This is a genomic window from Streptococcus cristatus (assembly GCF_019685515.1).
Classification (GTDB): Bacteria; Bacillota; Bacilli; order Lactobacillales; family Streptococcaceae; genus Streptococcus.
Genome location: NZ_JABFFN010000001.1, coordinates 1,402,471 through 1,428,998 on the forward strand (window position 1 = coordinate 1,402,471; position 26,528 = coordinate 1,428,998).

27 protein-coding genes, 1 riboswitch and 2 other annotated features are annotated in these 26,528 nt (G+C 44.2%); of the genes, 8 read left to right on the forward strand and 19 right to left on the reverse strand.

Annotation, left to right across the window (positions count from 1 at the left end; translation table 11 throughout):
- Window positions 1–47 precede the first annotated feature (47 nt).
- On the reverse strand, window positions 48–503 hold the full coding sequence (locus FOA33_RS06745) for a GNAT family N-acetyltransferase (RefSeq protein ID WP_221161074.1): 456 nt from the start codon (window positions 501–503) through the stop codon (window positions 48–50).
- A 69-nt stretch (window positions 504–572) separates the two neighbouring features.
- Between FOA33_RS06745 and FOA33_RS06750 the strand changes: the two genes are divergently transcribed.
- The gene (locus FOA33_RS06750) at window positions 573–1,232 is read left to right on the forward strand and encodes a prepilin peptidase (RefSeq protein ID WP_221161075.1); all 660 of its coding nucleotides are present in this window, start codon (window positions 573–575) and stop codon (window positions 1,230–1,232) included.
- On the opposite strand, the gene trpA is transcribed toward FOA33_RS06750, so the two are convergent.
- The 14 genes from trpA to FOA33_RS06820 form a co-directional block, all read right to left on the reverse strand.
- Window positions 1,204–1,980 carry a tryptophan synthase subunit alpha gene (gene trpA / locus FOA33_RS06755; protein ID WP_221161076.1) on the reverse strand — a complete coding sequence of 259 codons (777 nt, stop codon included), beginning with the start codon at window positions 1,978–1,980 and terminating at the stop codon, window positions 1,204–1,206. The two genes, FOA33_RS06750 and trpA, sit on opposite strands and share 29 nt — an antisense overlap.
- The gene (gene trpB, locus FOA33_RS06760) at window positions 1,973–3,196 is read right to left on the reverse strand and encodes a tryptophan synthase subunit beta (RefSeq protein WP_221161077.1); all 1,224 of its coding nucleotides are present in this window, start codon (window positions 3,194–3,196) and stop codon (window positions 1,973–1,975) included. Before trpB (FOA33_RS06760) ends, trpA begins: the two co-directional genes overlap by 8 nt.
- Complete coding sequence (locus tag FOA33_RS06765; protein ID WP_221161078.1) at window positions 3,174–3,773, reverse strand: phosphoribosylanthranilate isomerase; 600 nt, start codon at window positions 3,771–3,773, stop codon at window positions 3,174–3,176. Before FOA33_RS06765 ends, trpB (FOA33_RS06760) begins: the two co-directional genes overlap by 23 nt.
- Window positions 3,760–4,527 (reverse strand): indole-3-glycerol phosphate synthase TrpC, encoded by a 768-nt coding sequence (trpC, locus tag FOA33_RS06770; RefSeq protein ID WP_221161079.1) that lies wholly within the window; start codon window positions 4,525–4,527, stop codon window positions 3,760–3,762. Before trpC ends, FOA33_RS06765 begins: the two co-directional genes overlap by 14 nt.
- Window positions 4,524–5,528, reverse strand: coding sequence for an anthranilate phosphoribosyltransferase (gene trpD, locus FOA33_RS06775; RefSeq protein ID WP_221161080.1), 1,005 nt, complete (start codon window positions 5,526–5,528; stop codon window positions 4,524–4,526). Before trpD ends, trpC begins: the two co-directional genes overlap by 4 nt.
- A 10-nt stretch (window positions 5,529–5,538) precedes the next feature.
- The gene (locus FOA33_RS06780; RefSeq protein WP_221161081.1) at window positions 5,539–6,105 is read right to left on the reverse strand and encodes an aminodeoxychorismate/anthranilate synthase component II; all 567 of its coding nucleotides are present in this window, start codon (window positions 6,103–6,105) and stop codon (window positions 5,539–5,541) included.
- A complete protein-coding gene (gene trpE / locus FOA33_RS06785; RefSeq protein ID WP_221161082.1) occupies window positions 6,102–7,463 on the reverse strand; it encodes an anthranilate synthase component I in 1,362 nt (453 codons plus the stop codon). Before trpE ends, FOA33_RS06780 begins: the two co-directional genes overlap by 4 nt.
- 71 nt (window positions 7,464–7,534) lie before the next feature.
- Window positions 7,535–7,760 (reverse strand) — a binding site (T-box leader).
- Complete coding sequence (gene trpB / locus FOA33_RS06790; protein WP_221161083.1) at window positions 7,757–8,935, reverse strand: tryptophan synthase subunit beta; 1,179 nt, start codon at window positions 8,933–8,935, stop codon at window positions 7,757–7,759. It overlaps the preceding feature by 4 nt.
- A gap of 267 nt (window positions 8,936–9,202) precedes the next feature.
- Window positions 9,203–9,428 (reverse strand) — a binding site (T-box leader).
- A 39-nt stretch (window positions 9,429–9,467) separates the two neighbouring features.
- Window positions 9,468–10,697, reverse strand: coding sequence for a DegT/DnrJ/EryC1/StrS family aminotransferase (locus FOA33_RS06795; RefSeq protein ID WP_221161084.1), 1,230 nt, complete (start codon window positions 10,695–10,697; stop codon window positions 9,468–9,470).
- A gap of 42 nt (window positions 10,698–10,739) precedes the next feature.
- Window positions 10,740–11,432, reverse strand: coding sequence for a sugar transferase (locus FOA33_RS06800; protein WP_000922227.1), 693 nt, complete (start codon window positions 11,430–11,432; stop codon window positions 10,740–10,742).
- A gap of 218 nt (window positions 11,433–11,650) precedes the next feature.
- On the reverse strand, window positions 11,651–13,393 hold the full coding sequence (locus FOA33_RS06805; protein ID WP_221161085.1) for an ABC transporter ATP-binding protein: 1,743 nt from the start codon (window positions 13,391–13,393) through the stop codon (window positions 11,651–11,653).
- Window positions 13,383–15,128, reverse strand: coding sequence for an ABC transporter ATP-binding protein (locus tag FOA33_RS06810; protein WP_221161086.1), 1,746 nt, complete (start codon window positions 15,126–15,128; stop codon window positions 13,383–13,385). Before FOA33_RS06810 ends, FOA33_RS06805 begins: the two co-directional genes overlap by 11 nt.
- A gap of 206 nt (window positions 15,129–15,334) precedes the next feature.
- Window positions 15,335–15,970, reverse strand: coding sequence for a DUF421 domain-containing protein (locus FOA33_RS06815; protein ID WP_000174433.1), 636 nt, complete (start codon window positions 15,968–15,970; stop codon window positions 15,335–15,337).
- Complete coding sequence (locus FOA33_RS06820; protein WP_000675323.1) at window positions 15,967–16,422, reverse strand: DUF3290 family protein; 456 nt, start codon at window positions 16,420–16,422, stop codon at window positions 15,967–15,969. Before FOA33_RS06820 ends, FOA33_RS06815 begins: the two co-directional genes overlap by 4 nt.
- Window positions 16,423–16,555: 133 nt before the next feature.
- On the opposite strand from FOA33_RS06820, the gene FOA33_RS06825 reads away from it, so the two are divergent.
- The 4 genes from FOA33_RS06825 to FOA33_RS06840 all read left to right on the forward strand — a co-directional run bounded on the left by FOA33_RS06825 (window position 16,556) and on the right by FOA33_RS06840 (window position 20,189).
- Window positions 16,556–17,383, forward strand: coding sequence for an exodeoxyribonuclease III (locus FOA33_RS06825; RefSeq protein WP_221161087.1), 828 nt, complete (start codon window positions 16,556–16,558; stop codon window positions 17,381–17,383).
- A gap of 11 nt (window positions 17,384–17,394) precedes the next feature.
- Window positions 17,395–17,781 (forward strand): bleomycin resistance protein, encoded by a 387-nt coding sequence (locus FOA33_RS06830; RefSeq protein WP_221161088.1) that lies wholly within the window; start codon window positions 17,395–17,397, stop codon window positions 17,779–17,781.
- A gap of 344 nt (window positions 17,782–18,125) precedes the next feature.
- A riboswitch (purine riboswitch) is annotated at window positions 18,126–18,221 on the forward strand.
- A gap of 124 nt (window positions 18,222–18,345) precedes the next feature.
- Window positions 18,346–18,927, forward strand: a complete 582-nt coding sequence (locus FOA33_RS06835; protein WP_044020318.1) for a xanthine phosphoribosyltransferase — start codon at window positions 18,346–18,348, stop codon at window positions 18,925–18,927.
- A complete protein-coding gene (locus FOA33_RS06840; RefSeq protein WP_221161089.1) occupies window positions 18,927–20,189 on the forward strand; it encodes a nucleobase:cation symporter-2 family protein in 1,263 nt (420 codons plus the stop codon). The genes FOA33_RS06835 and FOA33_RS06840 overlap by 1 nt, the downstream gene beginning before the upstream one ends.
- A gap of 32 nt (window positions 20,190–20,221) precedes the next feature.
- On the opposite strand, the gene FOA33_RS06845 is transcribed toward FOA33_RS06840, so the two are convergent.
- The 3 genes from FOA33_RS06845 to FOA33_RS06855 form a co-directional block, all read right to left on the reverse strand.
- The gene (locus tag FOA33_RS06845; RefSeq protein ID WP_000653835.1) at window positions 20,222–20,626 is read right to left on the reverse strand and encodes a PaaI family thioesterase; all 405 of its coding nucleotides are present in this window, start codon (window positions 20,624–20,626) and stop codon (window positions 20,222–20,224) included.
- A 69-nt stretch (window positions 20,627–20,695) separates the two neighbouring features.
- Window positions 20,696–22,177, reverse strand: a complete 1,482-nt coding sequence (locus FOA33_RS06850) for a UDP-glucose--hexose-1-phosphate uridylyltransferase (protein WP_221161090.1) — start codon at window positions 22,175–22,177, stop codon at window positions 20,696–20,698.
- A gap of 18 nt (window positions 22,178–22,195) precedes the next feature.
- Window positions 22,196–23,374 carry a galactokinase gene (locus FOA33_RS06855; protein ID WP_221161091.1) on the reverse strand — a complete coding sequence of 393 codons (1,179 nt, stop codon included), beginning with the start codon at window positions 23,372–23,374 and terminating at the stop codon, window positions 22,196–22,198.
- A gap of 164 nt (window positions 23,375–23,538) precedes the next feature.
- Between FOA33_RS06855 and galR the strand changes: the two genes are divergently transcribed.
- Window positions 23,539–24,543, forward strand: coding sequence for a LacI family DNA-binding transcriptional regulator (gene galR / locus FOA33_RS06860; RefSeq protein ID WP_213988226.1), 1,005 nt, complete (start codon window positions 23,539–23,541; stop codon window positions 24,541–24,543).
- Between the two features lie 35 nt (window positions 24,544–24,578).
- Here galR and FOA33_RS06865 read toward each other — a convergent pair whose 3' ends face one another.
- Window positions 24,579–25,469, reverse strand: a complete 891-nt coding sequence (locus FOA33_RS06865; RefSeq protein WP_221161092.1) for a cation diffusion facilitator family transporter — start codon at window positions 25,467–25,469, stop codon at window positions 24,579–24,581.
- 132 nt (window positions 25,470–25,601) lie between these two features.
- Here FOA33_RS06865 and FOA33_RS06870 point away from each other — a divergent pair, with 132 nt between their 5' ends.
- On the forward strand, window positions 25,602–26,156 hold the full coding sequence (locus tag FOA33_RS06870) for a TetR/AcrR family transcriptional regulator (RefSeq protein WP_221161290.1): 555 nt from the start codon (window positions 25,602–25,604) through the stop codon (window positions 26,154–26,156).
- Between the two features lie 26 nt (window positions 26,157–26,182).
- Entirely contained in the window at window positions 26,183–26,515 is a 333-nt protein-coding gene (locus FOA33_RS09250) for a glucuronide permease (protein WP_259664483.1), read from the forward strand.
- Window positions 26,516–26,528: the final 13 nt, after the last annotated feature.

The window sequence follows — 26,528 nt, forward strand, 5'->3', positions numbered from 1 at the left end:
AGCCTTCTTCACAGCGAAAAAAGAGTTTTTACTACAAAGTCAATCTGCTATCTACCCTTTTTCATGATGTATTTTCGTATAGGTGTTTCAACCATTTGAACGATTTCAAATCCTTCTTTTTGGTAAAGATTGTAAGCTGTTTGATTTGCCTCGTAGACATTTAGAGAAATACTATCTATGTCTTCATTTTCAAAGGCCAAACTAACAAATTTCCTTAAAGCCTGGCTACCTAATCCTTGCCCCTGTTTCTGGGGGTTGATAAAAAATCTCCCGATATGAAGATTACTGTCTTCTAGCCTGATTTTCTGGATAAGCCCCACAAACTCTTGTCCATCAAAGATTGAAAAGATCCCTTCCAAATCTTGCAAGACTTGAATTGTTAAGGGAAAAGGAATCATTGGTCCCATCCATTGTTCTTGAAAGGATTTGCCAAGGGAGTTAGACCATTGGCATACGTGCTGAGCATTTTCTGTGCTCACATTTTCTTCAAAACGAATTGTCATCTTGACCTCACCACCTTATCTATGTTTCTCCATTATACTACTTCTCCTATTTTTTACGAATAAATAAGTATGATTGATCTTTATTTTTTTCTTGTTGGAAGCATTCTCGCTTCCTTTCTCGGTTTGGTCATTGACCGTTTCCCTGAGCAATCCATTATCCGACCAGCTAGCCACTGCGATTCCTGTCAGACTCGCTTGCGTCCGCTAGATTTGATTCCTATTATCTCTCAAGTAATTGGTCGCTTTCGCTGTCGCTACTGCAAAGCTCCTTATCCTGTCTGGTATGCCCTTTTTGAACTAGGCTTAGGACTCCTCTTTCTAGCTTGGTCTTGGGGCTGGCTTTCCTTGGGCCAAGTCATCCTCATAACTGCTGGCTTGACCTTGGGTATCTACGACTTTCGCCATCAGGAATATCCTTTACTAGTCTGGCTGACGTTTCACCTAATCCTCCTGGCTTTCTGTGGTTGGAATCTGACCATGGTCCTCTTCCTTGCCCTCGGAATCATGGCCCATTTTATCGATATTCGCATGGGAGCAGGGGATTTTCTCTTTCTAGCATCTTGTGCACTCGTCTTTAGTATGACAGAGTTGCTGATCTTGATTCAGTTTGCTTCTGCGACGGGGATCCTAGTTTTTCTCCTGCAAAAGAAAAAGGAAAGACTTCCTTTTGTGCCTTTCCTCTTACTTGCTGCTTGTTTGATTATTTTTGGTAAGCTACTGCTTGTTTGATAAAGTCCTCAATCGGCTCTCCTTGGTGGAGAGCTTTTACAATTTTCGAACCAACGATAACACCATCTGACACCGCATTGAAGCGTTCCACATCATCTTGACTAGATACGCCAAAGCCTGTCAAGACTGGGATGTCTGCTACTTGGTTCAATTGTGCCAAGTGCTTGTCCAAGTCTGTACGGTAATTTCCTGATTTTCCTGTCACCCCATTGATGGCAACGGCATAGACAAATCCTTCCGCTCCCTTGATCAATTCTTTCTGACGTTCAAGTCCTGTTGTCAAACTAACTAGGGGAATTAAAGCGATATCTGTGTCTGCCAAAAAAGGCTCTACAAAATTGGCATGCTCTTGAGGCAGGTCTGGGATTATCAAGCCCTTGACCGCTGTATCTGTCAGATCTTTGACAAATTTCTCCACACCGTACTGAAAGAGGGGGTTAAAGTAGGTCATGATGACCAGTGGAACCTCTGTTTCAATGGTTTTCAAGGTTTCAACCAAAGCCTGGGTAGAAGTTCCATGGGCTAGACTGCGCAAGCCGGCTTCTTCAATCACAGGTCCATCTGCAACTGGGTCTGAAAAGGGAATGCCCACTTCAATAGCTGAAACTCCCAAATCTTCTAAAAAGTGGATTGTTTCAGCGAGACCATCCAAACCTTTCTCATGGTCCCCAGCCATGATATAGGGAACAAAAATTCCTTTTCCAGCTACTTTTATAGCATTTAATTTTTCTGTTAATGTCTTAGGCATGACCTTCTCCCTTCTTTGCTGCATCTGCTTCCAAGCGGTCTTTGACTTGAACCACATCCTTGTCCCCACGACCTGATAGACAGACAATCATAGATTTGTCTGGTCCAAGTTCTTTGGCCAATTTCACTGCAAAGGCAATCGCATGACTCGATTCCAAGGCTGGGATAATCCCTTCCACACGAGACAAGAGTTGGAATCCTTCCAAGGCTTCCTCGTCTGTCACAGGAACATAGCTGGCACGTTTAATATCGTGGTAGTGAGAATGTTCTGGACCGATACCAGGATAGTCCAAACCTGCTGAGATAGAGAAGGCTTCAAGAATTTGACCATGGGCATCTTGGAGCACATCCATAAGAGAACCATGGAGAACACCTGGACGGCCCTTGGTCAAGGTCGCTGCGTGATGCTCTGTATCTACACCAAGTCCTGCTGCTTCAGCCCCATACATGGCTACTGACTCATCTTCTACAAAGGGATGGAAGAGACCAATGGCATTAGAACCACCACCAACACAGGCTACTAGGGCATCTGGTAAATCTTGGCCGGTCAAGTCACGGTACTGTTGTTTAGCCTCTCGCCCGATGACACTTTGGAAGTCACGAACGATTTCTGGGAAAGGATGAGGTCCCAAGGCAGAACCAAGGATATAGTGGGTATCATCGATGTTAGCTACCCATGAACGAAGGGCTGCATTGACCGCATCCTTAAGCACGCGCGAACCATCTGTCACGGCCTCAACCTTAGCTCCCAAAAGCTCCATTCGGAAAACATTGAGAGCTTGGCGTTTAACATCTTCCTCACCCATATAGATGGTGCATTCCATATTAAAGAGGGCCGCAGCTGTTGCAGTTGCTACACCGTGTTGACCAGCACCTGTTTCTGCGATAATTTTCTTTTTACCCATACGTTTAGCCAGAAGAACTTGTCCCAAGGCATTGTTAATTTTGTGGGCCCCTGTATGGTTGAGATCTTCCCGTTTGAGGTAAATCTTGGCTCCGCCGATATGCTGGGTCAAGTTTTTTGCATAGTAAAGGGGAGTTTCACGCCCTACATACTGGCGCAAGAGCTGATTTAATTCCTCTTGGAAACTTGGGTCTGCCTGACTTTCACGGTAGGCCTTCTCCAACTCCAAAACTGCTGTCATCAATGTTTCTGGGACGAAACGTCCGCCAAATCTTCCGTAAAATCCATCTTTATTTGGTTCCTGATATGCCATGCTTTACCCTCTCTATAAATCTTCTAATCTTTTCATGATCCTTTTGTCCATCTGTCTCCACTCCGCTTGATACATCTACTGCATAGGGAGTAAAGTGTTGAATTGCTTTTACTACATTGTCTTCATTAAGCCCACCTGCGATAAAGAAGAGCTGAGGTAATCCAGTCGTATCCAGTTGACCCCAATCAAAGGGTTGACCACTCCCAGCCACAGGAGCATCAAAGAGTAGATAGTCTGCCTGAGAATTGGGTACATGCCCCTCTCCATCCACTTGCAGAGCCTGAATGCTGGCACAAGGCAAATCCTCAAACAAATCATCTGCTACCTGACCATGAACTTGAATCAAGTCCAAGCCAACTTTTTCAATCGCTTCTAACAGTTGAGCTCGACTTGGTGAAACAAATACTCCAACCTTATTTATATTTGAAGGGATGAGATTAGCCAGCTCAGTAGCCTGTTCCAAGGTCACCTGTCTTTTACTAGGTGCAAAGACAAAACCGATGTAGTCTGCCCCTGCTGATACGGCTGTTTCCACTGCTTCTTTGGTCGATAGCCCACAAATCTTAACCTTTGTCAATCTGTAACTCCTTGATTCTCTGGGCCACATCTTCCGCCTGCATGAGAGCTGTCCCAACTAAAATTCCGTTAAAGTATGGTGCTAGTCGTTCCGCATCTTGCCCTGTGAAAATAGCAGATTCAGATATGTACAAGCAATCATCTTTGAAGTGTTTAGCCAAGTCTACACTGATCTGCAAGTCGACCTCAAAGGTGGTCAAGTTGCGGTTATTAACCCCAATAATCTCAGCACCAAGTCTGTGGGCTACTTCTAGTTCAGCTAGATTGTGGGTTTCCACCAAGACTTCCAGTCCTAACTCTGTCGCGTAGTCATACAGTTCCTTGAGGCGTTCTTCTGACAAGGCTGCCACGATGAGCAGGATGACTGTCGCCCCTGCATTCCGAGCTCGGATGATTTGCTTTTCATCGATGATAAAGTCCTTGTTGAGCGTCGGAATCTCTACCTGACTGGAAATCTCACGCAAATAATCCAAATGCCCTTTAAAGAAAACTTCATCTGTCAAAACCGAAATCATCACTGCACCGTTTGCTTCATAAGTCTGGGCCTGTTGCACAATATCCACATTGAGATTGATAGCTCCCAGACTAGGGCTAGCCTTCTTGACTTCAGCGATTACCTGCAAACGGTCACGGTGATTCTTCAAAAATTCTGCTAAGCGATAGGTCTGGCGCAAGGGCTGGACTTCCTCCAGCTCCATCTGCTCGACTTCATGAGCCTTCTGCTCCAAGATTCGAGATAAAAATTCCTGACTCATTTTTGGTACTCCTGTAACAGTCTAAGTTTTTCAAGGGCCTTGCCACTAGCAATCACTTGACGAGCCAAGGCAACTCCTTCCTTGATACTAGCAACCTTACCATTGGCATAGAAACCAAGACCAGCATTTAGAACTGTTGTTTCCAAGAATGGACTTGGTTCGTTTTGAAGAACGCTAAGCAAAATCTCTGCATTTTCCTGAGCATTCCCTCCACGAATATCTTCGATAGCGTAGCGTTCCATCCCTAAATCCTCTGGAGTGAAGCTTGACAAGGTGATTTCGCCATTTTCAAGAAGAGCAATATTGGTTGTTCCGTTCAATCCAGCTTCATCCAATCCTTCTGGCCCAGCAACCACAATAGCACGTTTGCGACCCATATTTTTCAATACCTGAGCTGTACTTTCTAGCAGTTCTGGACGACTAATTCCAAGAAGCTGTGTTTCCAAGGCCATTGGGTGAATCAGGGGACCAGTCAAGTTCATAATCGTTGGAATTCCCAACTCCAAACGAGCTGGCATGATGTATTTCATAGCTGGGTGCATATTTTTAGCGAAGAGAAAGACGATTCCAGTTTTATCGAGAATCTTGCCTAGTTCAGCTGGTTTGAGGTCTAGGTTGATGCCCAAGGCTTGAAGAACATCTGCAGAACCAGATTTGGAAGAAATCGAGCGGTTACCGTGTTTTGCCATGTGAACACCACCACCAGCCAAGACAAAGGCTGCAGTGGTCGAAATATTAAAGCTGAAGGACTTGTCTCCACCTGTACCACAGTTGTCCATGGCGTCATGGATCTCAGTTGGAATGTGTTGGGCATGTCCTCTCATGACTTGGGCAATGGCTGTACGTTCTTCAGGTGTTTCCCCCTTCATCTTAAGGGCCAAGAGAAGAGAAGCAATCTGAGCTTCAGTGACACGTCCAGTAACGATACGTTCAATGACATCCGTCATTTCCACACCTGATAAATTTTCAAATTTTGCTAATTTTTCAATAATCTCTTTCATCCTAGTTTCCTCACTTTACAACCTTCTCGATAAAATTCCGAATAGAAGACAAGCCATCTGGCGTTCCGATACTTTCTGGATGGTACTGGAAGCCATAAATTGGAAGGGTTTTGTGTTGAATTCCCATAATGGCTTGGTCATCAGTCGAACGAGCTGTCACTTCAAAGACTTCTGGCATTTCTTCAATTAAAATACTGTGGTAACGCATGACTGGACGACCATCCTCAATGCCTTGATAGAGAACAGATGGCGCTTCAAAGCTGATATGGCTCTGTTTCCCATGCATGACTTTTGGAGCCAAGCCTAGCTTCCCACCAAAGACTTCTGCGATAGCTTGATGACCCAAACAAATCCCTAGAATTGGCTTCTTACCTGCAAAATCACGAATCATGTCTTCCATCTTTCCGGCATCCACTGGCCAACCAGGGCCGGGAGAAAAGACCAGACCATCTGCTTTTTCAGCTTCTTCATACAGCTTGGGATCATCATTTCTCAAAACCTGCACTTCTGCAAAATTCCCAATATACTGGGCCAAGTTATAGGTAAAGGAATCATAGTTATCAATCAATAAAATCATGGTCTTAGTTCTCCAATTCTAGTCATAGATTTAGCCTTGTTAATGGTTTCTTGGTATTCATTTTGGGCAATAGAGTCATAGACAATCCCTGCCCCAGCCTGCACATAGGCTGTTTGATTTTTGAGAATCATCGTTCGGATGGCAATGGCGAAATCCATATCACCCGTAGCAGACAAGTAGCCGATTGCTCCTGCGTATACACCTCGTTTTTCTGTTTCCAGTTCATAGATCCGTCTCATCGCCCGAATCTTTGGTGCTCCTGAAACTGTTCCAGCTGGAAGTGTAGCTTTCAAAGCATCCATGGCAGTGAGGTCTGGAAACAAACGTCCCTTGACCACGCTGGTCAAATGCATGACATAGCGGAAAAGCTCCACTTCCATATACTTGGTGACTTGGACACTGGCCGTTTCAGAGATACGGCCAATATCGTTACGGCCCAAATCTACCAACATCCGATGTTCTGCTGTTTCCTTCTCATCAGAAAGCAGGTCAGTCGCCAAGGCCTTGTCCTCTTCATCCGTAGCCCCTCTTGGTCGCGTACCTGCAATCGGATTGGTTGTTACGATGCCATTTTTAACAGAAACCAAACTTTCAGGACTAGCTCCGATGATTTGATAATCCCCAAAGTCGTAAAAATAGAGGTAATTCGATGGATTGGTCACGCGAAGATTTCTGTAAAAGTCAAATGGATTACCAGTAACCTCTGCTGAGAAGCGCTGACTGAGTACGCATTGGAACATGTCTCCATTGCGAATCAAGTCACGAGCGGTTTCCACCATTTGCTCAAACTTCTGAGAAGCGATGTGGGGCTTGAAGTCCAGCGGTGATAAATCCAAATCTTCAAATTCATTTGGAGCAGAGATGCATAATTCCTCAAGCACTTGGTTCAAGGCTGCTTCCAAGTCTTCCTGACTACGCTCGCTATAGAGAGCATCCTCGATAACATGGATTTTTTCCTTCTTATGGTCAAAGACCATGTAGCTCTCGTAGACAAAGAAATGCATGTCTGGCGTCCCAATGGTATCTTCAGGGATTTGACCGATTTCTTCATAGAGCGAAATCATATCGTAACCGACAAAGCCAATAGCTCCCCCACCAAAAGGTAGGTCTGAATGGTGCTGGCTCTTATGAGTCACCTCATAAAGGAAATCCAAAGGATCCCGATCAATCACTTGACCATTTTGATAGAGAACTCCATTTTCAAACTGAATCTCAAAAACAGGATTATAGGCTAGGATAGAAAAACGAGCGGTTTCCTTGTCTCTCGGAATACTTTCTAGGATCACCTTGTGTTGCCCCTTTAGGCGCATATAAGCCAAGATTGGTGATAAGACATCTCCATGAATGATTCGTTCCATTGTAATTTCCCTTTCAGTTCTACTTCTAGTCCGTGGCGACTATATGAAAAATCCCCACGCAAAATAACTTGCGTGAGGACGAAATTCGCGGTGCCACCTCAATTATAGGATTTCTCCTATCTCTCATTCCTGTCTCAGATACCTCCTGTAACAGGCTGTGCGATAAAGGGCACTCCCTTGAGAATTATGTTTTCTTCTCTCGTTTCAGATGGACCCAATCTTACAGCTTTCTCTGCTTGTTTCCAGCAACCACAAGCTCTCTGGGAAAGAAATAACTATAATTTTTCCATCTCTTATTTTTTAGCTTCTAGGTAGTCTGCAATCGCAGCTACGTCCTTGTCTCCACGACCAGAGATATTGATGATGATAATCTCATCTTTACTTAGTTTCGGTGCACGTTTTACCGCTTCTGCGATCGCGTGCGAACTTTCGATCGCTGGGATAATCCCTTCAGTCTTGCTGAGAAGGAGCAAGGCTTGAACAGCTTCTTCATCTGTCGCTGCCACGTATTCTACGCGGCCAGAATCTTTAAAGTAGGCGTGTTCTGGACCAACCCCTGGATAGTCCAAACCAGCTGAGATAGAGTAAACTGGCGCCAGCTCTCCATCTTCCTTAAAGACTGCATAGGTCTTCATACCATCGACAATTCCGACACTACCCTTTGTCATAGTGGCTGCATGCTTGTCTGTGTCAAGTCCGTGACCGGCAGCTTCGACCCCAACCAATTTGACTTCTTCATCAGCCACATACTGTGAAAAAGCTCCAATAGCATTGGAACCACCACCTACACAGGCAATGACGTAGTCTGGTAAACGGCCTTCTTTTTCTAAGATTTGACGGCGAGATTCTTCACTGATGACCTTTTGGAATTCATGAACGATTGTAGGATAAGGATGAGGCCCTACAGCAGATCCCAAAACGTAGAAGGCTTCAAGGTCATTCATCCATGCTCCAAAGGCTGCATCAACCGCATCCTTAAGAGTTCGTGTCCCCGTTTCAACTGCGTGAACAGTCGCTCCCATCATCTCCATACGGAAGACATTGAGTCGTTGACGCTCCACATCTTCTGCTCCCATGTAGACATCACAGGCCATACCAAACTTAGCTGCAGCAGCTGCTGTCGCAACACCGTGCTGACCAGCTCCTGTTTCTGCAATCACTCGTTTTTTGCCCATACGTTTGGCAAGAAGAATTTGTCCTAAAACGTTGTTGAGTTTGTGAGAACCAAGGTGGTTCAGGTCTTCACGTTTAAGATAAATCTTAGCTCCACCTAAGTGTTCTGTCAAACTTTCCGCAAAATAGAGGGGTGTTTCGCGACCGGAATAATCTTTTAAGTAATGGCGAAATTCTGCCAAAAACTCTGGATCATCCTTGTACTTATCAAATGTCACTTCCAACTCATCCAACAAAGCCTGAATCGGCTCCGGTACAAAACTGCCACCAAATTGTCCAAAATAACCTTTAGTTGTCATAAAATTTTCCTCTTTCTGTATTCATTTGACTTTTTGTTTGCTTTTAGTAGCAGGCTAGGAGCTACAGATAGAACTCAATACTCAATGAAAATCAAATTCAAACCACGTCAACGTCGCCTTGCCGTACTCAAGTACAGCCTGCGGCTAGTTTCCTAGTTTGCTCTTTGATTTTCATTGAGTATAAGTTCATCAAAGCGACTCAAGGCCCTAATAAAAGATAAACAAAACGACGGATAGAAAAAAGCCCACACACAGAATCTACTTCCGTGTGAGGGCGTTAGTAACGCGGTGCCACCTCAATTATAAAGGGACTATCCCCCTTTACATCTCTACCTTGTCTAACAACAAGTTGCACTGTAAGGTGTGCGCACCGAACTTTCATTGTTTCAAATTCATTTTTAAAATCAGCCCACTTTCACTACTTTCAACCACCTGTTCACAATCACCACAGGCTCCCTGAAGATCAAACATAGTTACTTTTCTGATTTATTGAGAATATTATATGTTATTGTTCTATCTTTGTCAAGATTTTTTATGATTTTTTTCCAGAACCGAGGATTTCTTCGGAAATTCTCACCAAAGTCTGAACGATGTAATCAACTTCTTCATCGCTTAATTTTGTATGAAGAGGGAGCGTAATTTCATTTTCAAAGAAGGCATAGGCTCTTGGATAATCTGCCATATCAAAACCAAGATTCTTATAGGCTGTCAAGAGAGGAAGCGGTTTGTAGTGTACATTACTTGCAATTCCTGCTTTGGCCAATTCTTGGATAATACGATTACGCTCTTCTAGACTAGCACCTTCTACATGGGTGATGTAGAGGTGACGACAAGATTCGACAGTATCAGTCTTGTGTGCCAGTGGGTGAATACGAGTACCCGTAAAGCCACGATCATAGCGATCCACGATGTCCTTACGACGTTGTAGCAAAGCTGGGTAACGATCCAATTGTACCAAACCAATCGAAGCCATGATATCGGTCATATTGCACTTGTAGGCTGGTGTTACGATATCGTACTCCCATGAACCCAATTGCATCTTGGCAAGAGCGTCTTTGGTTTGACCATGAAGGGAAAGAATTTGGAATTCCTTGTACATCTCTTCGTCGTCAATAGCTGGATTGGCTTTCCAAGTCGCACTTCCTCCCTCAGCAGTTGTAAAGTTCTTAACGGCATGGAATGAGAAGGAAGTAAAGTCAGCGATAGAACCAGCTGGTTGCCCTTTGTATGTAGATCCTAAAGCATGGGCACTATCTGAGACAATCACGATACGGTTAAAGGCCTTTTGCCACTTGCTAGCAGCTGTAAAGAGATCCCGTTTCTTCTCCACGACTTGGAACAAACGGTCATAGTCGCAAACAATCCCTGCAAGCTCAACCGGAATAATCACCTTAGTCTTTTCAGTGATGGCTTGCTCAAGAAGGTCATAGTCCATCTCAAACGTATCTGCTTGGATATCCACCATGACAGGTGTCGCTCCTACGTGAGTGATGACACTACATGAAGCTGTATAAGTCATAGCTGGAACGATGACTTCATCACCAGGTCCCACTTCCAACACACGTAAAATCAACTCAAGAGCGGCTGTCGCAGAGTTGAGGCAGACAGTCTTAGGCGTCTGTGTGTATTGGGACAAGCGACGCTCCAGTTCTTTTGTCTTAGGACCTGTTGTGATCCAACCAGAACGTAGGGTATCTGCTACTTCAGCAATTTCAGCTTCCGTAATATCAGGTGGTGAAAATGGAATATTGTAATTTGGCATTGATTTGCTCCTTTTATCTGTACTCATTTTCTCATGACTACTTTATTTTAGTACCTCAAACACGGTTTGAAACATGATTTTGATGTCTCCAAGGAAACTAAACTCTCGGAGATAGGCGAGGTTATAGCGCATCTTTTCAGGGAGGACATGTTCGACATAGGCCTGGTCAACTGACAAACCTTTCTCCGTCATTTGACTGATGATGGTGTCCTCATCCTTGTAGTTGATACTAGCTGGAGAGGTGATTCCGGCTGGCAAGAGCAAGGTCGCCATCATTTCAGGACTATACTGCTCGGTGTAGCGTGGCACCTCAGGTCTTGTACCGACAAAGGACATTTCGCCTTTAAGGACATTGACCAGCTGAGGCAGTTCGTCCAAGCGCACACGGCGAATGAAATTTCCCACTTTGGTAATACGGCTATCGTTAGCTGAAGTCACTAGACTTCCTTTTTTATCCGCATCCGTTACCATGGTACGGAACTTCCAAATCTTGAATGGACGATTGTACTGGGTCACGCGCTCTTGCTTGTAAATGACAGGTCCCTTGCTATCCAACTTGATCCAAATGCTCAAGATGAGAAAGATTGGGGAAGTCAAAATCAGTAAAACCAAGGCCAGAACCCAGTCCAGACAACGCTTGAAAATCAGCGAACCTTTCCTTTTAGAGACAAGCTGGTAGTAAGACTCAACCTCGCTTGATTGCATTTCCACGGGCAAGTCTTCCCATTTCAGCATGCTGTTTCTCCTTTGTTTTTATTATACTATTTGTCAACATTTTTCATTATACCACAAAATGGAAAAGGCGGTGCAAGAAATCTGTAATTTAAAGAATTTCCTTATTATACTTAATGAAAATCAAAACGCAAATTAGGAGGCTAGCGACAGGCTGCTCAAAGTACAGCTTTGAGGTTGCAGATAAAGCTGATGTGGTTTGAAGAGATTTTCAACGAGTATTAGGACATGGCCCCTGCCTGCAAGCTATACATCTTGTGATAGGTTCCTCCCAAGGCCAAGAGTTCCTCATGGGTTCCACTCTCGATGATGCGCCCCTTATCCAAGACATAAATGCGGTTGGCGTCCTGGATGGTCGAAAGGCGGTGGGCGATAGCAATGGTTGTCCGCCCCTGTCTCATCTTAGCTAGGGAATCTTGAACCAAACTTTCTGTCTCCGAGTCAATATTGGCTGTCGCTTCATCCAAAATCAGGATTTTAGGCTGACTAGCAACTGTTCTGGCAAAGGCAAGAAGCTGACGCTGTCCAGTAGAAAAGCTTGAGCCACGCTCAGATACAGGTGCATCATAACCCTGCGGAAGCTCCTGAATAAAGGGATCTGCATCGACAAAGGTAGCCGCAGCCTGGATCTCTTCATCACTAAGATCTTGGTACATGGCGATATTGGACTTGATAGTCCCGTGATATAGGAAGGGATCCTGCAAGACCAGACCGATGTTCTTTCTCAGCTCTTCCTGACTGTAGTCCCTAATATCCACACCATCCAAGAGAACTCGGCCTGACTGAAATTCATAAAAACGCATGAGGACATTGATAATCGAAGATTTCCCCGAACCTGTATGACCTACAAAGGCAATGGTTTCACCCTTCTTAACAGAAAAGGAAATGTCATCCAGAATCTGGTGTTTGCCGTCATATGAGAAACACACATGTTCAAAACGGATATTGCCTTCTTTGATTTTAGCCTGCCCATCTTCTTGAAGAGGCTCATAGGTCCTCTCATCAATCAAGGCAAAAACACGACCTGCAGAAACCATAGAAGTTTGAAGGGTTGAAAAGTTTTGCGTCACCTCAATCAGAGGATCAAAGAGACGGTTGATGTACTGGATAAAGGCATACATGGTTCCTGCTGTTATTCCCAGATAAAGCCCACGGTAGCCAAAATAAGCCATCAAAACGGCATAGCCTAGGAGTTTCAGTAAACTCATGGCAGGACGTAAAAAGAGAGCGTCCAAGGCTACAGAACGGTTGGCGTAGACCAAGTGTTCTTGGTTGATCTCATCAAATTCTGCCTGCAGACGCTTCTCTTGATTAAAGGCCTGGATAATCCTAATTCCCTCGATATTCTCTGCCAGCTTACTATTGATATCCGACAAGAGACTTCTGGTTTTTTCGATGATTTTCACTGACTTTTTCCGATAGAGATTGACCAAAAGGAAAATCAAGGGAAGAAAGAGCAAGACTAAAGCTGTCAAACGAAAATCCAGTACCAACATGGTATACAGAGTTGTCAAAAAGATGAAAACTGCTGAAATAAAGCTGGATAAAATCCCCGAAAACATATCACTGATGGTCTCGGTATCATTGGTCAAACGAGAGACGATGGAACCTGCTGGCGTCTTGTCAAAATAAGACATGCCCAGTTTTTCCATATTGGCAAAGGCATCGCGACGAATATCCCTAACAATACTGTAGGACACCCGCGCAAAGAGAAGATTTCCAACATACTGGACCAGAGTTTGCAGGAGATAAAGACCATAGTAGGCCAGCAAAACGCTCACGGCAACTTGGTTGAGATTGCTGAGATACTGGTCGATAAAGCTGGAAGCAACCAGAGGAATCACGCTTTTAATGACCGTAGTAGCTAGAAGAAAGGTCAGGGCTAAAAAGGTCAGGAGGCCATAGGGCTTGAGATAAGACATCAAGCGCTTCAATACAGCCCATTGTTCTTTCTTATTCTGCATCTTCCTCTCCTTTCATTTCCAACTGTTGAGACTGGTAGGTTTGGGCATACCAGCCATTCAGGGCTAGCAAGTCTTCGTGTGTACCCTGTTCTATGATTTGGCCATTTTGCAGAACCAAGATTAGATCTGCATGGACAACTGCACTGAGGCGATGGGCCGTGATGATGGTTGTCTTGTCCTTTCGCGTCTCCTTGAGATTGTCGATAATCGCATACTCTGTCTTAGCATCCACAGCTGACAAGGAATCATCTAGAATCAAGATATCAGGGTCTAAAATCATTGCCCGACTCATGGCCAGACGTTGCTTTTGCCCACCTGAGAGACTAACTCCTTTTTCACCAATCAACGTATCAAATCCCAGAGGCATGGCTACAATGTCTTGGTAAACTTGGGCTAGCTTGGTCGCTTCCTCAACCGTTGAAAGGGGCAAATTAGGATTGCCAAAGCGGACATTGTCTAAAATCGAAGTCGCAAAGAGGAACTGGTCCTGAGGGACATAGCCCATAAGGCTACGAAGGTCTGTCAGACGATAGTCACGAATATCATGACCGTTTAGGTAAATAGCTCCCTTATCCACATCGTATTCACGCAAGAGGAGTTTGATCAAAGACGTTTTCCCAGAACCTGTCTGTCCGACCAAGCCAAGAGTTTGCCCTTTTTCTAAGCTAAAGTGAATATCCGTCAGTGTTTCCTCATTTTCAAAGGCAAAGCTGTCAATGGCGTACTCCAAGCGCCCGTTTTCAATACTGTCCAGAGGAAATTCAGGGTCTTTTACAGGTGATTCCTGAGACAAGAGTTCCTCAATTCGCTGGTAAGAAACCTTTCCTCGCTGAGTGATATTAAAGAGGAAACCGATAGCCATAAGAGGCCAGACCAGCATATCCAAGTAGCTAATAAAGGTGACCAGATTTCCAACTGTTATTTGCCCCTCCTGAACCATCAAGGAACCGACCAAAAGGGTTAAGACATAGGATGAACCAACAAACAAGAGAACCATGGGATCGAAGAGACTATCGTATTTCATGGTTTGCAGGTTCTTTTGGAAGGTCAATTCATTGACTTCCTGAAAGGACTCCAGCTCATCCGCCTGATAACCGAAAGACTTGGTCACTTTGATACCTGATACAGACTCCTGCACCTTGTTATTGAGTTCAGAAAAGGCAGCTTGAGATTCTCCGAAAGCCTTATGAGTCTTTCTCCCTAGACGACTGGTCGCATAAGCCATAAAAGGCAGGGGAAGAATAGCAACTAGTGTCATCTGCCAAGAAATGCTAAAGAGCATGGTCAACAAAGTCACCAGTGCCGTGATAGAGGCATCCACCGCAGACATGACTCCGCCACCTGCGAGACGAGTTAAGGCATTGATATCGTTGGTGGCGTGTGCCATCAGGTCTCCCGTCCGATAGGTCTGATAAAAGGCTGGCGACATCTTAGTAAAATGCTCAAACAAGCGAGACCGCATAATCTGCCCTAGACGGTAGGAAGTTCCAAGGATATACATGCGCCAAACATAGCGCAGATAGTACATCCCAAAGGCTGCCAGCAGCAGATAAAATAGATTAAGAAGGAGGTCCTGCTGGGTTAATTGTCCCCCAGTGATAGCATCAATCACCCGTCCCATGACCATGGGGGGAATGAGATTGAGGACGGAAACCAAGACCAAGGCCACAATCCCGACTAGATAACGGCGTTTTTCTAACTTGAAAAACCACCAGAGTTTTTGAATAATGGACATAAAATCCCTTTCTGATTGCAAATGGAAACCTGAGGCCAAGACTCAATGAAAATCAAAGAGCAAACTAGGAAACTAGCCGCATGTTGCTCAAAGCACTGCTTTGAGGTTGTAGATAGAACTGACGAAGTCAGTAACCTACATACGGCAAGGCGACGTTGACGCAGTTTGAATTTGATTTTTGAAGAGTACAAGACCCCAGGTTTTTCTTATTCATAAGTTACGACTGTGACGGCACCCTTGTCATACTCAGCGATAAAGATATTGGCAACATTGTCATACCCTTGTTTGCTGAGGTTATCAAGTAGCCATTCTTCGCTCCGACCAATGGTCTCCAAAATTTCGACTTGGATCACACCGTCTGTGACAACAGGATACTTGGGATTCTCATCTCCCATTTGGACTACGATAAGTTGACCGTTCTGCTCCTGCATAGCGCGTTTGACCTGTTTCATTTGGAAAATTCCCTGACTACGTAGCTTAAGAGCTACGTCCGCTGCTGATAAACCAACCGAACGGCAGGCTTCTGGATCAATCTTCCCATTTTTGATGAGCAGGGTTGGCTTCCCATCAATCAAACGTTTCACAAAGTGAACATTATTGTTCAGCCATTTGAGAGTCAAGACCAGAATGGTCCACATAATCAGGATAACTGCATACTGAAGGATACTGATGGCACTATTGTAAATCACCCCACCGATGATCCCCCCGAGTACATAGTTCTGAATTTGATCTATTGCTGAGTTAGGCGCTAGGTTGCCCTTTCCTGTCACATTAATTACAAAAACAAGAGAAAAGAGACCCAAGGCTAGTTTGATTAAAATTTCGATATAATTGAGTGTCATTTGTTCACCTCCACCAGTTCAATCGCATCTGTTTTATACAATTCGACTTTCTCTAGCAGGTACTTGTCTGGCTCACTTCCGTTCAAGGCACGGTAATAGCGATCTCCGACCTTGATAAGTGCGCCATCAGTGTCGGCAGAAGTATTGACATAAACCTCTGACTTGTCTACTCCCAATTCTTTGGAAACAAGCTCGATGAAATGAAGTGAAGCTTGAAATTTATTATTAGAAACTTGATTGTTTTGGTAAGTCGTGATGCTGACCAAAAGGAGAGCTAATAAGGTCAAAGCTGAAATCATGACCAACTCACGAAATTTGGTCCCCTTTTTATCATGATAAGCCTTGAAAGCTAAAAATCCTGTCACAGCTAATAGGACAATCCCTAAACCAATCATGATGCCATTTTGCTGACCAATTTGGCTGAGGACATAGTCATAAGAATAGAATTTCATGTGTTTTCACTCCCTTTCATAAAATCATTCTTAATTATAAACGAAAGAGGGTGATTTTTCAAACCATACGTTGGGGAAATACGCCTTTTTTTGGTATAATATAGTCTGTAATCTGAATGAAAAAGGTAAGTTTATGAAACTCATATCATGGAATATTGATTCCCTCAATGCTGCCCTAACGAGCGACTCAGCTCGTGCAAAATTGTCCCAAGAAGTCCTACAAACCTTGGTAGCTGAAAATGCTGATATTATCGCTATCCAGGAAACCAAGCTTTCTGCAAAAGGGCCTACAAAGAAACACTTGGAAATTTTAGAAGAACTCTTCCCAGGTTATGAAAACACTTGGCGTTCCTCTCAAGAACCTGCTCGCAAAGGCTACGCTGGAACTATGTTCCTCTATAAGAAAGAACTCACACCAGCAATTAGCTTCCCAGAAATCGGTGCCCCTTCTACCATGGACTTGGAAGGCCGCATCATCACCCTAGAATTTGATGAATTTTTCGTAACGCAAGTATACACACCAAACGCTGGCGACGGTCTCAAACGCTTGGAAGAGCGTCAAGTCTGGGACGTCAAATATGCTGAGTATCTAGCTGAGTTAGACAAAGAAAAACCAGTCCTTGCGACGGGTGACTACAACGTAGCCCACAAGGAAATCGACCTTGCAAACCCTGCTAGCAACCGCCGTTCACCTGGATTTACAGACGAGGAACGTGCTGGTTTTACCAACCTTTTGGCAACTGGATTTACCGACACCTTCCGCCATATTCACGGCGATGTCCCCGAGCGTTATACCTGGTGGGCGCAACGCAGCAAGACTTCTAAAATCAACAATACAGGCTGGAGAATCGACTACTGGCTCACCAGCAACCGCATCGCTGACAAGGTGACCAAGTCTGACATGATTGACTCAGGAGCTCGTCAAGACCACACACCCATTGTCATGGAGATTGAGCTCTAAGGAGAAAGCTAATGGACTATCAAGCTGTCATTCCTGAATTTGTAGTATCTGACCTCGAAAAGTCACGCCACTTCTACTGCGACTTGCTGGGATTTTCTGTCGAATACGAGCGTCCAGAGGAGAAATTTCTCTTCCTCTCGCTTGAAGACTGCCAACTTATGCTAGAAGAAGGCAGCACAGAAGAATTAGCCCAACTAACCTATCCTTTCGGGCGCGGTGTCAATATTTCCTTTGGCATTGAAGATGTCCCTCAGCTCCACCAAAAACTGCTGGAAGCTGACTATCCTATCCATCGTCCGCTGACCAAAAGAGAATTTCGAGTGGAAAATAGCTTTATTTACCCTCATGAATTTGCAGTTTTAGATCCAGATGGCTATTTTTTAAGATTCAGCGAGTAGAAAAATAGAGACTGGAAAAATCTTTCAAATCAGAAAAAGGCATATTGTCAGGTCTTGAAAAATCCTGATAATACGCCTTTTATGATGAAAAATTCTTCTAATACTCTTCGAAAATCTCTTCAAACCACGTCAGCTTCCATCTGCAACCTCAAAACAGTGTTTTGAGCAACCTGCGGTTAGCTTCCTAGTTTGCTCTTTGATTTTCATTGAGTATGAATGTTAGCTTACAATTGAGCTTTTGCTCTTTTTTCTTCAATTTGTTCGTTTTTTCATTAAAACACTAACAAAACATTTGATTTCTAAAGCTATTTAGTGTAAAATAATGACATTAACGCTATTGTGTTTGATAATAGTACCATTTTACTTGTTTATGTCGTGAATTGGCACGACGTTTCTACAAGGTGCCGGAACACCTAACAATGAGTAAGTCTGTTGAGGGTATGTTTTTAAACATACCTATTTTGAGGGCTTGCTTATCTGTTAAGTAGGTCCTTTTTTCTAGCCCTTTTTGAGATGATAAAGGTGATAGAAAAACACAAAAGAGTTTAGACTTTAGGAGGTCTTATGAAATTATTAGAAGAGCGCATCCTTCAGGATGGGCATATCTTGGGTGACAACATCCTCAAGGTAGATTCCTTTTTAACCCACCAAGTTGACTATCGTTTGATGCGGGAGATTGGTAAGGTTTTTGCGGAAAAATTCGCATCTGCTGGCATTACCAAGGTTGTAACGATTGAAGCTTCAGGGATCGCCCCAGCTGTTTTTACAGCTGAAGCCTTAGACGTTCCCATGATTTTCGCAAAGAAAGCTAAAAACATCACTATGAACGAAGGCATCTTAACTGCTGAGGTTTACTCCTTTACTAAGCAGGTGACGAGCACGGTCTCCATCGCTGGAAAATTCCTCTCACCTGAGGACAAGGTCTTGATTATCGATGATTTCCTAGCAAATGGACAAGCTGCCAAAGGCTTGATCCAAATCATCGAACAGGCCGGAGCTAAAGTTGAAGCGATTGGTATCGTGATTGAAAAATCCTTCCAGGATGGTCGTGATTTGCTTGAGAAAGCTGGCTATCCAGTTCTATCACTCGCTCGTTTGGAACGTTTTGAAAACGGTCAGGTCGTATTTAAGGAGGCAGATCTCTAATGCATCAACAAGAAAAACACTCGCAAGCTGCGGTTCTAGGGCTTCAGCACCTTCTCGCAATGTACTCAGGCTCTATCCTAGTTCCTATTATGATTGCGACAGCTCTTGGCTATTCAGCTGAGCAATTGACCTACCTAATCTCCACAGATATCTTCATGTGTGGGGTGGCCACCTTCCTCCAACTCCAACTCAACAAATACTTTGGAATTGGACTACCAGTCGTTCTCGGAGTAGCCTTCCAATCCGTCGCTCCTTTGATTATGATTGGGCAAAGCCACGGTAGCGGTGCTATGTTTGGTGCCCTTATCGTTTCAGGGATTTATGTGGTTCTGATTTCAGGCATCTTCTCAAAAGTGGCCAATCTCTTCCCATCTATCGTAACGGGCTCTGTCATTACCACGATTGGATTGACCCTGATTCCTGTCGCTATTGGAAATATGGGAAATAACGTTCCAGAGCCAACTGGTCAAAGTCTCTTGCTTGCTGCAATCACTGTTCTGATCATCCTCTTGATCAACATCTTTACCAAAGGATTTATCAAGTCTATCTCCATTTTGATTGGTCTGGTTGTCGGAACCGCCATTGCTGCTACTATGGGTTTGGTTGATTTCTCCCCTGTTGCGGCAGCACCACTTGTCCATGTTCCTACTCCCCTCTACTTTGGGGTGCCAACCTTTGAAATCTCCTCTATCGTCATGATGTGTATCATTGCAACGGTGTCTATGGTTGAGTCAACGGGTGTTTACCTAGCCTTGTCTGATATCACAAAAGACCCAATCGACAGCACGCGCCTTCGCAACGGTTACCGTGCAGAAGGTCTGGCCGTACTTCTCGGAGGAATCTTTAACACCTTCCCTTACACAGGATTTTCACAAAACGTTGGCTTGGTCAAATTGTCAGGTATCAAGACCCGCCTTCCAATCTACTACGCTGCTGGTTTCCTAGTCCTCCTTGGACTCCTTCCTAAGTTTGGTGCCCTTGCTCAAATCATTCCGAGCCCTGTTCTTGGAGGGGCCATGCTGGTGATGTTTGGTTTTGTTTCCCTTCAAGGGATGCAAATCCTCGCTCGCGTTGACTTTGCTAACAATGAACACAACTTCCTTATCGCAGCTGTTTCAATCGCTGCAGGTGTCGGACTAAACAATAGTAATCTCTTTGTCAGCATGCCGACAGCCTTCCAAATGTTCTTCTCAAACGGAATCGTCGTAGCCAGCCTACTCGCCATTGCCCTCAATGCAGTATTAAACCGGAAAAAGAAATAAGAAAAAGAGGTGTGAGCCTCTTTTTTGTTTCTTTATATCCTTACCTGTCTTTCTTCTGACCGCTGACCTGTGACAAACATGGTAAAGGTGGCTTTGCAGACATTTCTGTCTTCTTGATTGGTGATATCGACATCCACGACACAGGTTGTGCGTCCATGATGGACACATTCTCCTTTAATGGTCAGTACATCGTCAAGTTTTCCTGCCTTTAGGTAGTTGATAGAGGACTGGAGCGTCACTCCATCAAGCCCCAGCGAGATAACCACCAAACCACTAATCTGGTCACAAAGGGTAAAGAGATAGCCACCATGGGCATTGCCATAGTAGTTGAGCGACGAGTCCACTACTTTTGTCGTCACCACAACATGACCATCTCTCATTTTTTCTATTTCGTAATTTTCAAAGGCAGATATAGCGTCAAAATGCAAATCTTTCATCGTTTCCTCCTGATATTTCAAACGACACTATGATACTACTTTTTATAGGACTGTGCAAGGAGAAAGCTCCTAGTCTGGCAAAATTCCAACCTGTTCTACAAAGCGCATAAAGGCTGCTTGTCCTTGTTCTGTCTGCTTGTAAACCCCTGCGTCCTCCAAAACACGCGCAAAGATAGCACCCACAGAGTCCTTGACGATTTCAAGGGCTTTTTCTTTATCTGCTAGATCTGGATGTTGGGCTTTGAGCTGGTCTGCCCATTCCTGATGATAGTCTGCAACTGCTTCACCATCTCCTACAAGATAGCTGGCGACTTGCTCCACTTCTGCTTTCAAACGAGGTGGCAAGATAGCCAAGCCCATGACCTCAATCAAGCCGATATTTTCCTTCTTGATATGTTGAACATCCTTGTGGGGATGATAGATGCCATCAGGATGCTCTGGCGATGTCTGATTGTCTCGCAATACCAAGTCCAACTCAAACTGATCGTCGCGTTTACGAGCAATGGGTGTAATGGTGTGATGCGGTGTCCCGTCTGTCTCTGCCAAAATTTGCATTGCAGGGTCTGAATATTGTCGCCATTCCTGTAAAATCTTGTTCGCCAAGTTGATCAAATCCTCTTTGAAATCCGAAGTCAAACGTAGCACTGACATAGGCCACTTGACAATCCCAGCCTTGACCTGCTCAAATCCAGCAAATCGAAAAGTCTTTTGCAAGGGAGCCAATTCCATAGGAAATACGTGACGGCCTCCTTGATAGTGATCATGAGTGAGAATAGAACCTCCCACAATCGGCAGGTCGGCATTTGAACCCGCAAAATAGCCTGGAAACTGCTCTACGATAGCCAGAAGGCGCTCAAAGCTATGACGACTAATCGCCATGGGACGATGCTTCCCATCTAAGAAAATACAGTGCTCATTAAAATAAGCATAGGGCGAATACTGGAAACCCCACTCCTGACCAGCCATTTCAAAACGGATAATACGGTGGTTGCTACGAGCTGGATGGTTGACCCGACCATGATAGCCTTCGTTCTCTATACAAAGCTGACACTGGGGATAATTGCTAGCTTGCACCAACTTGGCTGCCGCAATCTCTTTCGGATCCTTTTCAGGCTTAGAGAGGTTGATGGTGATCTCAAGTTCTCCGTAGTCAGATGGAACACGATAAGCAATATTTTTTGCAATGGCCTTGAGTTTGATGTAGTCATTTTTCTGGCTAAGTTGGTAGAAGTCCGCAATTGCCTGTTCGGGAGATTGGGCATAGGTTGCCCAGAAGTCACGATTGACCTGACTTGGACAAGGCGTTACTAAGTCCATTAGTTCAGCACCAAGGATTTCACGCGCAGTCTGACTATCCTCAATCGTCTCTAATCGAACCGCTTCCTCAACCAACTGGTCTTTGAGGTCAATCACTTTATCCAGATTGGTCTCAACTTCCAAACCACCTTCGCCTACTCGTGCCAAAACACGATTGGTCAGGTAGATTCGATCCATTTCCTCAAATGAACTTTCAGCAATAACGTGTGTTACAAATTTATCTACTAAGGTCACGATAGAGCCTCCTTTTAACTAGTCAAGGACGCGAGTGCCACCTGCAACTTCAGCGATATAGAAACTTGGAGCGTATCCAACGACTTCCTCGTAGTGCTTGCCTACAGCTTCCTTAAAGGTCTCAACAGCGTCTTTTTGAACCAAGGCAATGGCACAGCCACCAAAACCTGCCCCTGTCATACGAGCACCGAGAACACCTTCTTGATCCCAAGCTGTGTGAACAAGGGTATCCAATTCCAAGCCAGTTACTTCATAGTCATGTTCTAGAGAGACGTGAGAAGCATTCATCAAGCGACCAAATGTTTCCAAATCACCTGCTTGAAGAGCTGTTTGAGCTTTAAGAGTACGTTGGTTTTCAAGCACAGCATGGCGTGCACGTTTCAAACGATTTTCGTCTTTAATCAGGTAGCTGTATTGGTCAAAGGCCCACTCATCCAATTCACCCAAGGTCTGAATATCCAAGGCAACTTGCAATTCTTCCACTGCTTTTTCACATTCAGCACGGCGTTCATTGTATTTAGAGTCCGCCAGTTCACGGCGTTTATTGGTATTCATAATAACAACAACATTGTCCTTCAAATCAAGTGGCACCAAGTCATACTCCAAGGTGTTGGTATCTAGGTAAATAGCACGTTGGTCAGCCCCCATACCGATAGCAAACTGGTCCATGATACCAGAGTTGACTCCGATAAAGTTATTTTCTGTTTGTTTTCCGATTTTAACCAAATCCAAACGGTCTAGTTTTAAATCAAAGAGATGCTCTGCCACGACCCCTGTCAAGAGTTCCAAGGATGCTGATGAAGACAAGCCAGCACCATTTGGGATATTCCCAAAGACATAAAAATCAAAACCGTTGTCAATGACATGCCCAGCTTCTTGCAAGAAATGAAGAACCCCTTTTGGATAGTTGGTCCAGCTGTGCTCTTTTTCAAACTTGAGGTCAGCAAGAGGAACTTCGATGATGCCCTTGTCCTCAAAGTTGGCTGAGTAGAAACGCAAGACTTGGTCGTCACGCTTACGAGCCGCCCCATAAGTTCCCAAGGAAATCGCAGCAGGAAAAACGTGCCCGCCATTATAGTCCGTGTGTTCACCAATCAAATTGATACGGCCTGGTGAAAAGAAAGTTTGGTCTGCTTCTTGACCAAACACAGCAAGAAAGTCTTTACGAAGAGCTTCAGCAGTAAGATGTTGTGTCATATGATTTCTCCTTTTACTGTCCGTTAAGCCACCTTAACGTGTAATCGTTTTCTTCTATTGTATCCAAGGGATTTCCCAAGGTCAATCCTTTTTACTAAAGTTTTACTAAACAATCGGTAAAAAGAAGAAAAATATGATATACTAACCTAAAAGAAGGAGGATTTATGGCTACCTTAAAAGACATTGCACAGCTAGCCTCTGTCTCTATCGCAACCGTATCTCGCGTCCTCAATCGCGACCAGAGCCTATCTGTCACCGAAGAAACCAGACACCGTATTTTAACTGTCGCTGAAGAGCTAGGCTATACCAAGCACCTCAAGACAGGCGATTCCCACAAACCCAAGCAGAAGATTGCCATTATCCAATGGGTCAGCGAGCAGGGGGAACTGGACGACCTCTACTACTACCAGATTCGTCTCGGTATTGAAAAAAGAGCCCAAGAGTTGGACTACGATATCTTGCGCTATTTTAACGACCATCCTTTTACACTGAGCGAGGAAGTAATCGGTATTCTCTGTATTGGAAAGTTCAGTCGAGCACAGATTTCTGCCTTTGAAGAATACCAAAAACCCCTAGTCTTTATAGACAGCGATACCCTCTCATTAGGTCACACCTGTATTATCACTGACTTCTACACTGCTGTGAAACAAGTTGTAGACCATTTCCTCAGCCAAGGGATGAACCGTATCGGAATTCTCACAGGTCTTGAGAAAACAACCGACCAGGAAGAAATTATCCAGGATAAGCGGCTAGAAAATTTCAAAGACATTACCCAAGCAAAAGGAATCTACCATGAAGAACTGGTCTTTCAGGGAAGCTTTACCGCCCAGTCTGGCTATGACTTGATGAAGGAGGCTATTCAGAGTTTGGGAGACCAACTGCCACCAGCATTTTTTGCAGCTAGCGATAGTTTAGCTATCGGTGCCCTCCGTGCCCTCCAAGAAGCTGGAATCTGCCTGCCAGACCGCGTCAGCCTCATTTCTTTTAACGACACCAGCCTGACCAAGCAGGTCTATCCTCCCCTTTCTAGCATTACCGTCTATACCGAAGAAATGGGTCGAGCAGGTATGGATATTCTTAACAAGGAAGTTCTCCACGGTCGCAAAATTCCCAGCCTAACCATGCTGGGAACCAGACTGACTCTGAGGGAAAGTACAAGGAATGAATAAGATATCAAAACGACCTCTTATTGAAGTCGTTTTTTCTAGTGATGATGCCCATGGTGCTGCTCCAAGGCTGTTCCCCTCCGCCTATGTTGCGCATGATTACTTTGACTGCTATCTACTTCAATAGTAATATTCTGCACGCCTCTTTCTTCTAAAAATTGACGCACTGCTTCTTTAGTTTCCATCATCTGCTCCCAGTCCTCGATACAAATGTGGACAAGGGCATTGTTCTCTAGACCGTCCATGGACCAAATGCTAAGTTGATTAACACTTTTGACATTGGTCAAAGCTTCCAAATCTTTCTCCAAATCGCTGGTCTCTACCCCTTCTGGCACAGCATCTAAGAAAATCTTGAGTGCGCTCCAAAAGCGAGGAATGGCTTTTGTTAGAATGAAGATGGAAATGACAAGCGATAAGAGCGGATCAAGGATATACAAATCTGTAAATCGAAGGATAATCGCCATTAGAATGACAGCCAACCAACCGAGAGTATCTTCCAAAAAATGCAGGCTCAGAATTGACTCGTTCTTTGTCTTTCCTTTACGGACTACTAGACTAGCTAGCAGATTAATGGCCACTGCAATGATTCCCAGCCAGAGGATCCCTTCCTCATTAACGGGTTGCGGGTGAACTATCTTTGTGATATTTTCCAAAATCACTAGGACAGACCCTATCATAAGAATCACAGCAGTTAGCATAGCCCCTAAAAGACTGAAACGCTTGTAACCCAAGGTGTACTGCCTATCTTCTTCACGATTGGAGATTGTTTCTAGGAGGGCTGAGATGCCAATGGCTATAGCATCCCCCAGGTCATGAACAGAATCAGCAAGAACTGCACTCGAACCAAAGATTCCTCCTGCGATAAACTCAACAATCGCATAGCTTAAATTTAAGAAAAAAGCTAACCAGATAGATGTTTTAGAACTCATTTCTCTCCCTCCTTTGGTATAATGGGTATATACATACTTCTTTCATTTGTATTATCTAATAAAATCCAAAGAAAGGATAGAAGCAAACTGTCAGCCATGTTCAGTTCTGAACAGTTTGTCTCAAGTGTCTATATGCTAAAAAGAGACCGTCGAGTCAACAAGACTAAAAAAGCCATCTATCAAGCTTTTTTACAACTTTTAAACGACAAAGGCTATGATGACACTACTGTTCAGGATATCATTGACCTAGCAGATGTTGGACGTTCTACTTTTTACTGTCATTATGAAAGTAAGGAACTCCTTTTAGATGAGCTCTGTCGCTACCTCTTTCATCATCTCTTTGAAAGGGAAGAACACTTTACTACCGAGGACTACCTCGCTCATATCTTTTTACATTTTCAGAAAAACCAGGACCGTGTCACCAGTCTCCTTTTTTCCAAAAACGACTACTTCCTCCGCCAACTACACAAGGAACTCGAACACCACGTCTATCCCATGGTGGCGGATGACTTGCAAGAGGCCTATCCAAACATTCCGGCCTCCTACCTCCAGCATTTTGTTGTGACGAACTTTATCGAGACTCTAACTTGGTGGCTAAAAAAAGGAAAATCTTATACAGAAGACCAAGTGGTGAGATTTTACCTTGATGTAATGGAGATGACCTCTACAACTCCACTTGATAACTAAGCCTGTAACTCAGAAAGGAACCAACTATGTTAACTTCGATGATTCTAGGAATACTAACAATCGTACTAGCTCTCGCATTCTCATTACTTCACCTTGCTGGTGCTTCTTCAGCCATGAAACAAAAGAACTACAGTCTGGGAAACACGTGCATCTTGGTCGGCAGTTGCATCACTTCTCTGGCTCTAGCTATCTTTTACTTCGTCCCACTGGCAACCATTCTACTATGGATTGTGGGTTCGAGTATCGTCTGCTATGGTGCCTACTGGAACGGGCGACAGCAAGAAAATCAACATATATCGCACCACATTATTCGTATAACGAGTGCTATTGTCATTACGGTATTATTCATTTTGCTCTAACACAAAAAAAGGA

What these genes read in the sequence shown, in the direction of transcription:
- trpE (WP_221161082.1), bottom strand. Translation starts at nt 7,463, where the DNA reads ATGGAACGAATCATTCATGGAGATGTCTTATCACCAATCTTGGCTTAT.
- trpB (WP_221161083.1), bottom strand. Translation starts at nt 8,935, where the DNA reads ATGACAACTAAAGGTTATTTTGGACAATTTGGTGGCAGTTTTGTACCG.
- FOA33_RS06845 (WP_000653835.1), bottom strand. Translation starts at nt 20,626, where the DNA reads ATGAAAGATTTGCATTTTGACGCTATATCTGCCTTTGAAAATTACGAA.
- FOA33_RS06865 (WP_221161092.1), bottom strand. Translation starts at nt 25,469, where the DNA reads ATGAGTTCTAAAACATCTATCTGGTTAGCTTTTTTCTTAAATTTAAGC.
- FOA33_RS06830 (WP_221161088.1), top strand. Translation starts at nt 17,395, where the DNA reads ATGGACTATCAAGCTGTCATTCCTGAATTTGTAGTATCTGACCTCGAA.
- FOA33_RS06795 (WP_221161084.1), bottom strand. Translation starts at nt 10,697, where the DNA reads ATGCCAAATTACAATATTCCATTTTCACCACCTGATATTACGGAAGCT.
- FOA33_RS06745 (WP_221161074.1), bottom strand. Translation starts at nt 503, where the DNA reads ATGACAATTCGTTTTGAAGAAAATGTGAGCACAGAAAATGCTCAGCAC.
- FOA33_RS06800 (WP_000922227.1), bottom strand. Translation starts at nt 11,432, where the DNA reads ATGCTGAAATGGGAAGACTTGCCCGTGGAAATGCAATCAAGCGAGGTT.
- FOA33_RS06805 (WP_221161085.1), bottom strand. Translation starts at nt 13,393, where the DNA reads ATGCAGAATAAGAAAGAACAATGGGCTGTATTGAAGCGCTTGATGTCT.
- FOA33_RS06835 (WP_044020318.1), top strand. Translation starts at nt 18,346, where the DNA reads ATGAAATTATTAGAAGAGCGCATCCTTCAGGATGGGCATATCTTGGGT.
- trpD (WP_221161080.1), bottom strand. Translation starts at nt 5,528, where the DNA reads ATGAAAGAGATTATTGAAAAATTAGCAAAATTTGAAAATTTATCAGGT.
- FOA33_RS06855 (WP_221161091.1), bottom strand. Translation starts at nt 23,374, where the DNA reads ATGACACAACATCTTACTGCTGAAGCTCTTCGTAAAGACTTTCTTGCT.
- trpC (WP_221161079.1), bottom strand. Translation starts at nt 4,527, where the DNA reads ATGAGTCAGGAATTTTTATCTCGAATCTTGGAGCAGAAGGCTCATGAA.
- FOA33_RS06750 (WP_221161075.1), top strand. Translation starts at nt 573, where the DNA reads ATGATTGATCTTTATTTTTTTCTTGTTGGAAGCATTCTCGCTTCCTTT.
- FOA33_RS06810 (WP_221161086.1), bottom strand. Translation starts at nt 15,128, where the DNA reads ATGTCCATTATTCAAAAACTCTGGTGGTTTTTCAAGTTAGAAAAACGC.
- FOA33_RS06870 (WP_221161290.1), top strand. Translation starts at nt 25,602, where the DNA reads ATGCTAAAAAGAGACCGTCGAGTCAACAAGACTAAAAAAGCCATCTAT.
- FOA33_RS06825 (WP_221161087.1), top strand. Translation starts at nt 16,556, where the DNA reads ATGAAACTCATATCATGGAATATTGATTCCCTCAATGCTGCCCTAACG.
- trpB (WP_221161077.1), bottom strand. Translation starts at nt 3,196, where the DNA reads ATGGCATATCAGGAACCAAATAAAGATGGATTTTACGGAAGATTTGGC.
- FOA33_RS06840 (WP_221161089.1), top strand. Translation starts at nt 18,927, where the DNA reads ATGCATCAACAAGAAAAACACTCGCAAGCTGCGGTTCTAGGGCTTCAG.
- trpA (WP_221161076.1), bottom strand. Translation starts at nt 1,980, where the DNA reads ATGCCTAAGACATTAACAGAAAAATTAAATGCTATAAAAGTAGCTGGA.
- galR (WP_213988226.1), top strand. Translation starts at nt 23,539, where the DNA reads ATGGCTACCTTAAAAGACATTGCACAGCTAGCCTCTGTCTCTATCGCA.
- FOA33_RS09250 (WP_259664483.1), top strand. Translation starts at nt 26,183, where the DNA reads ATGTTAACTTCGATGATTCTAGGAATACTAACAATCGTACTAGCTCTC.
- FOA33_RS06815 (WP_000174433.1), bottom strand. Translation starts at nt 15,970, where the DNA reads ATGACACTCAATTATATCGAAATTTTAATCAAACTAGCCTTGGGTCTC.
- FOA33_RS06780 (WP_221161081.1), bottom strand. Translation starts at nt 6,105, where the DNA reads ATGATTTTATTGATTGATAACTATGATTCCTTTACCTATAACTTGGCC.
- FOA33_RS06820 (WP_000675323.1), bottom strand. Translation starts at nt 16,422, where the DNA reads ATGAAATTCTATTCTTATGACTATGTCCTCAGCCAAATTGGTCAGCAA.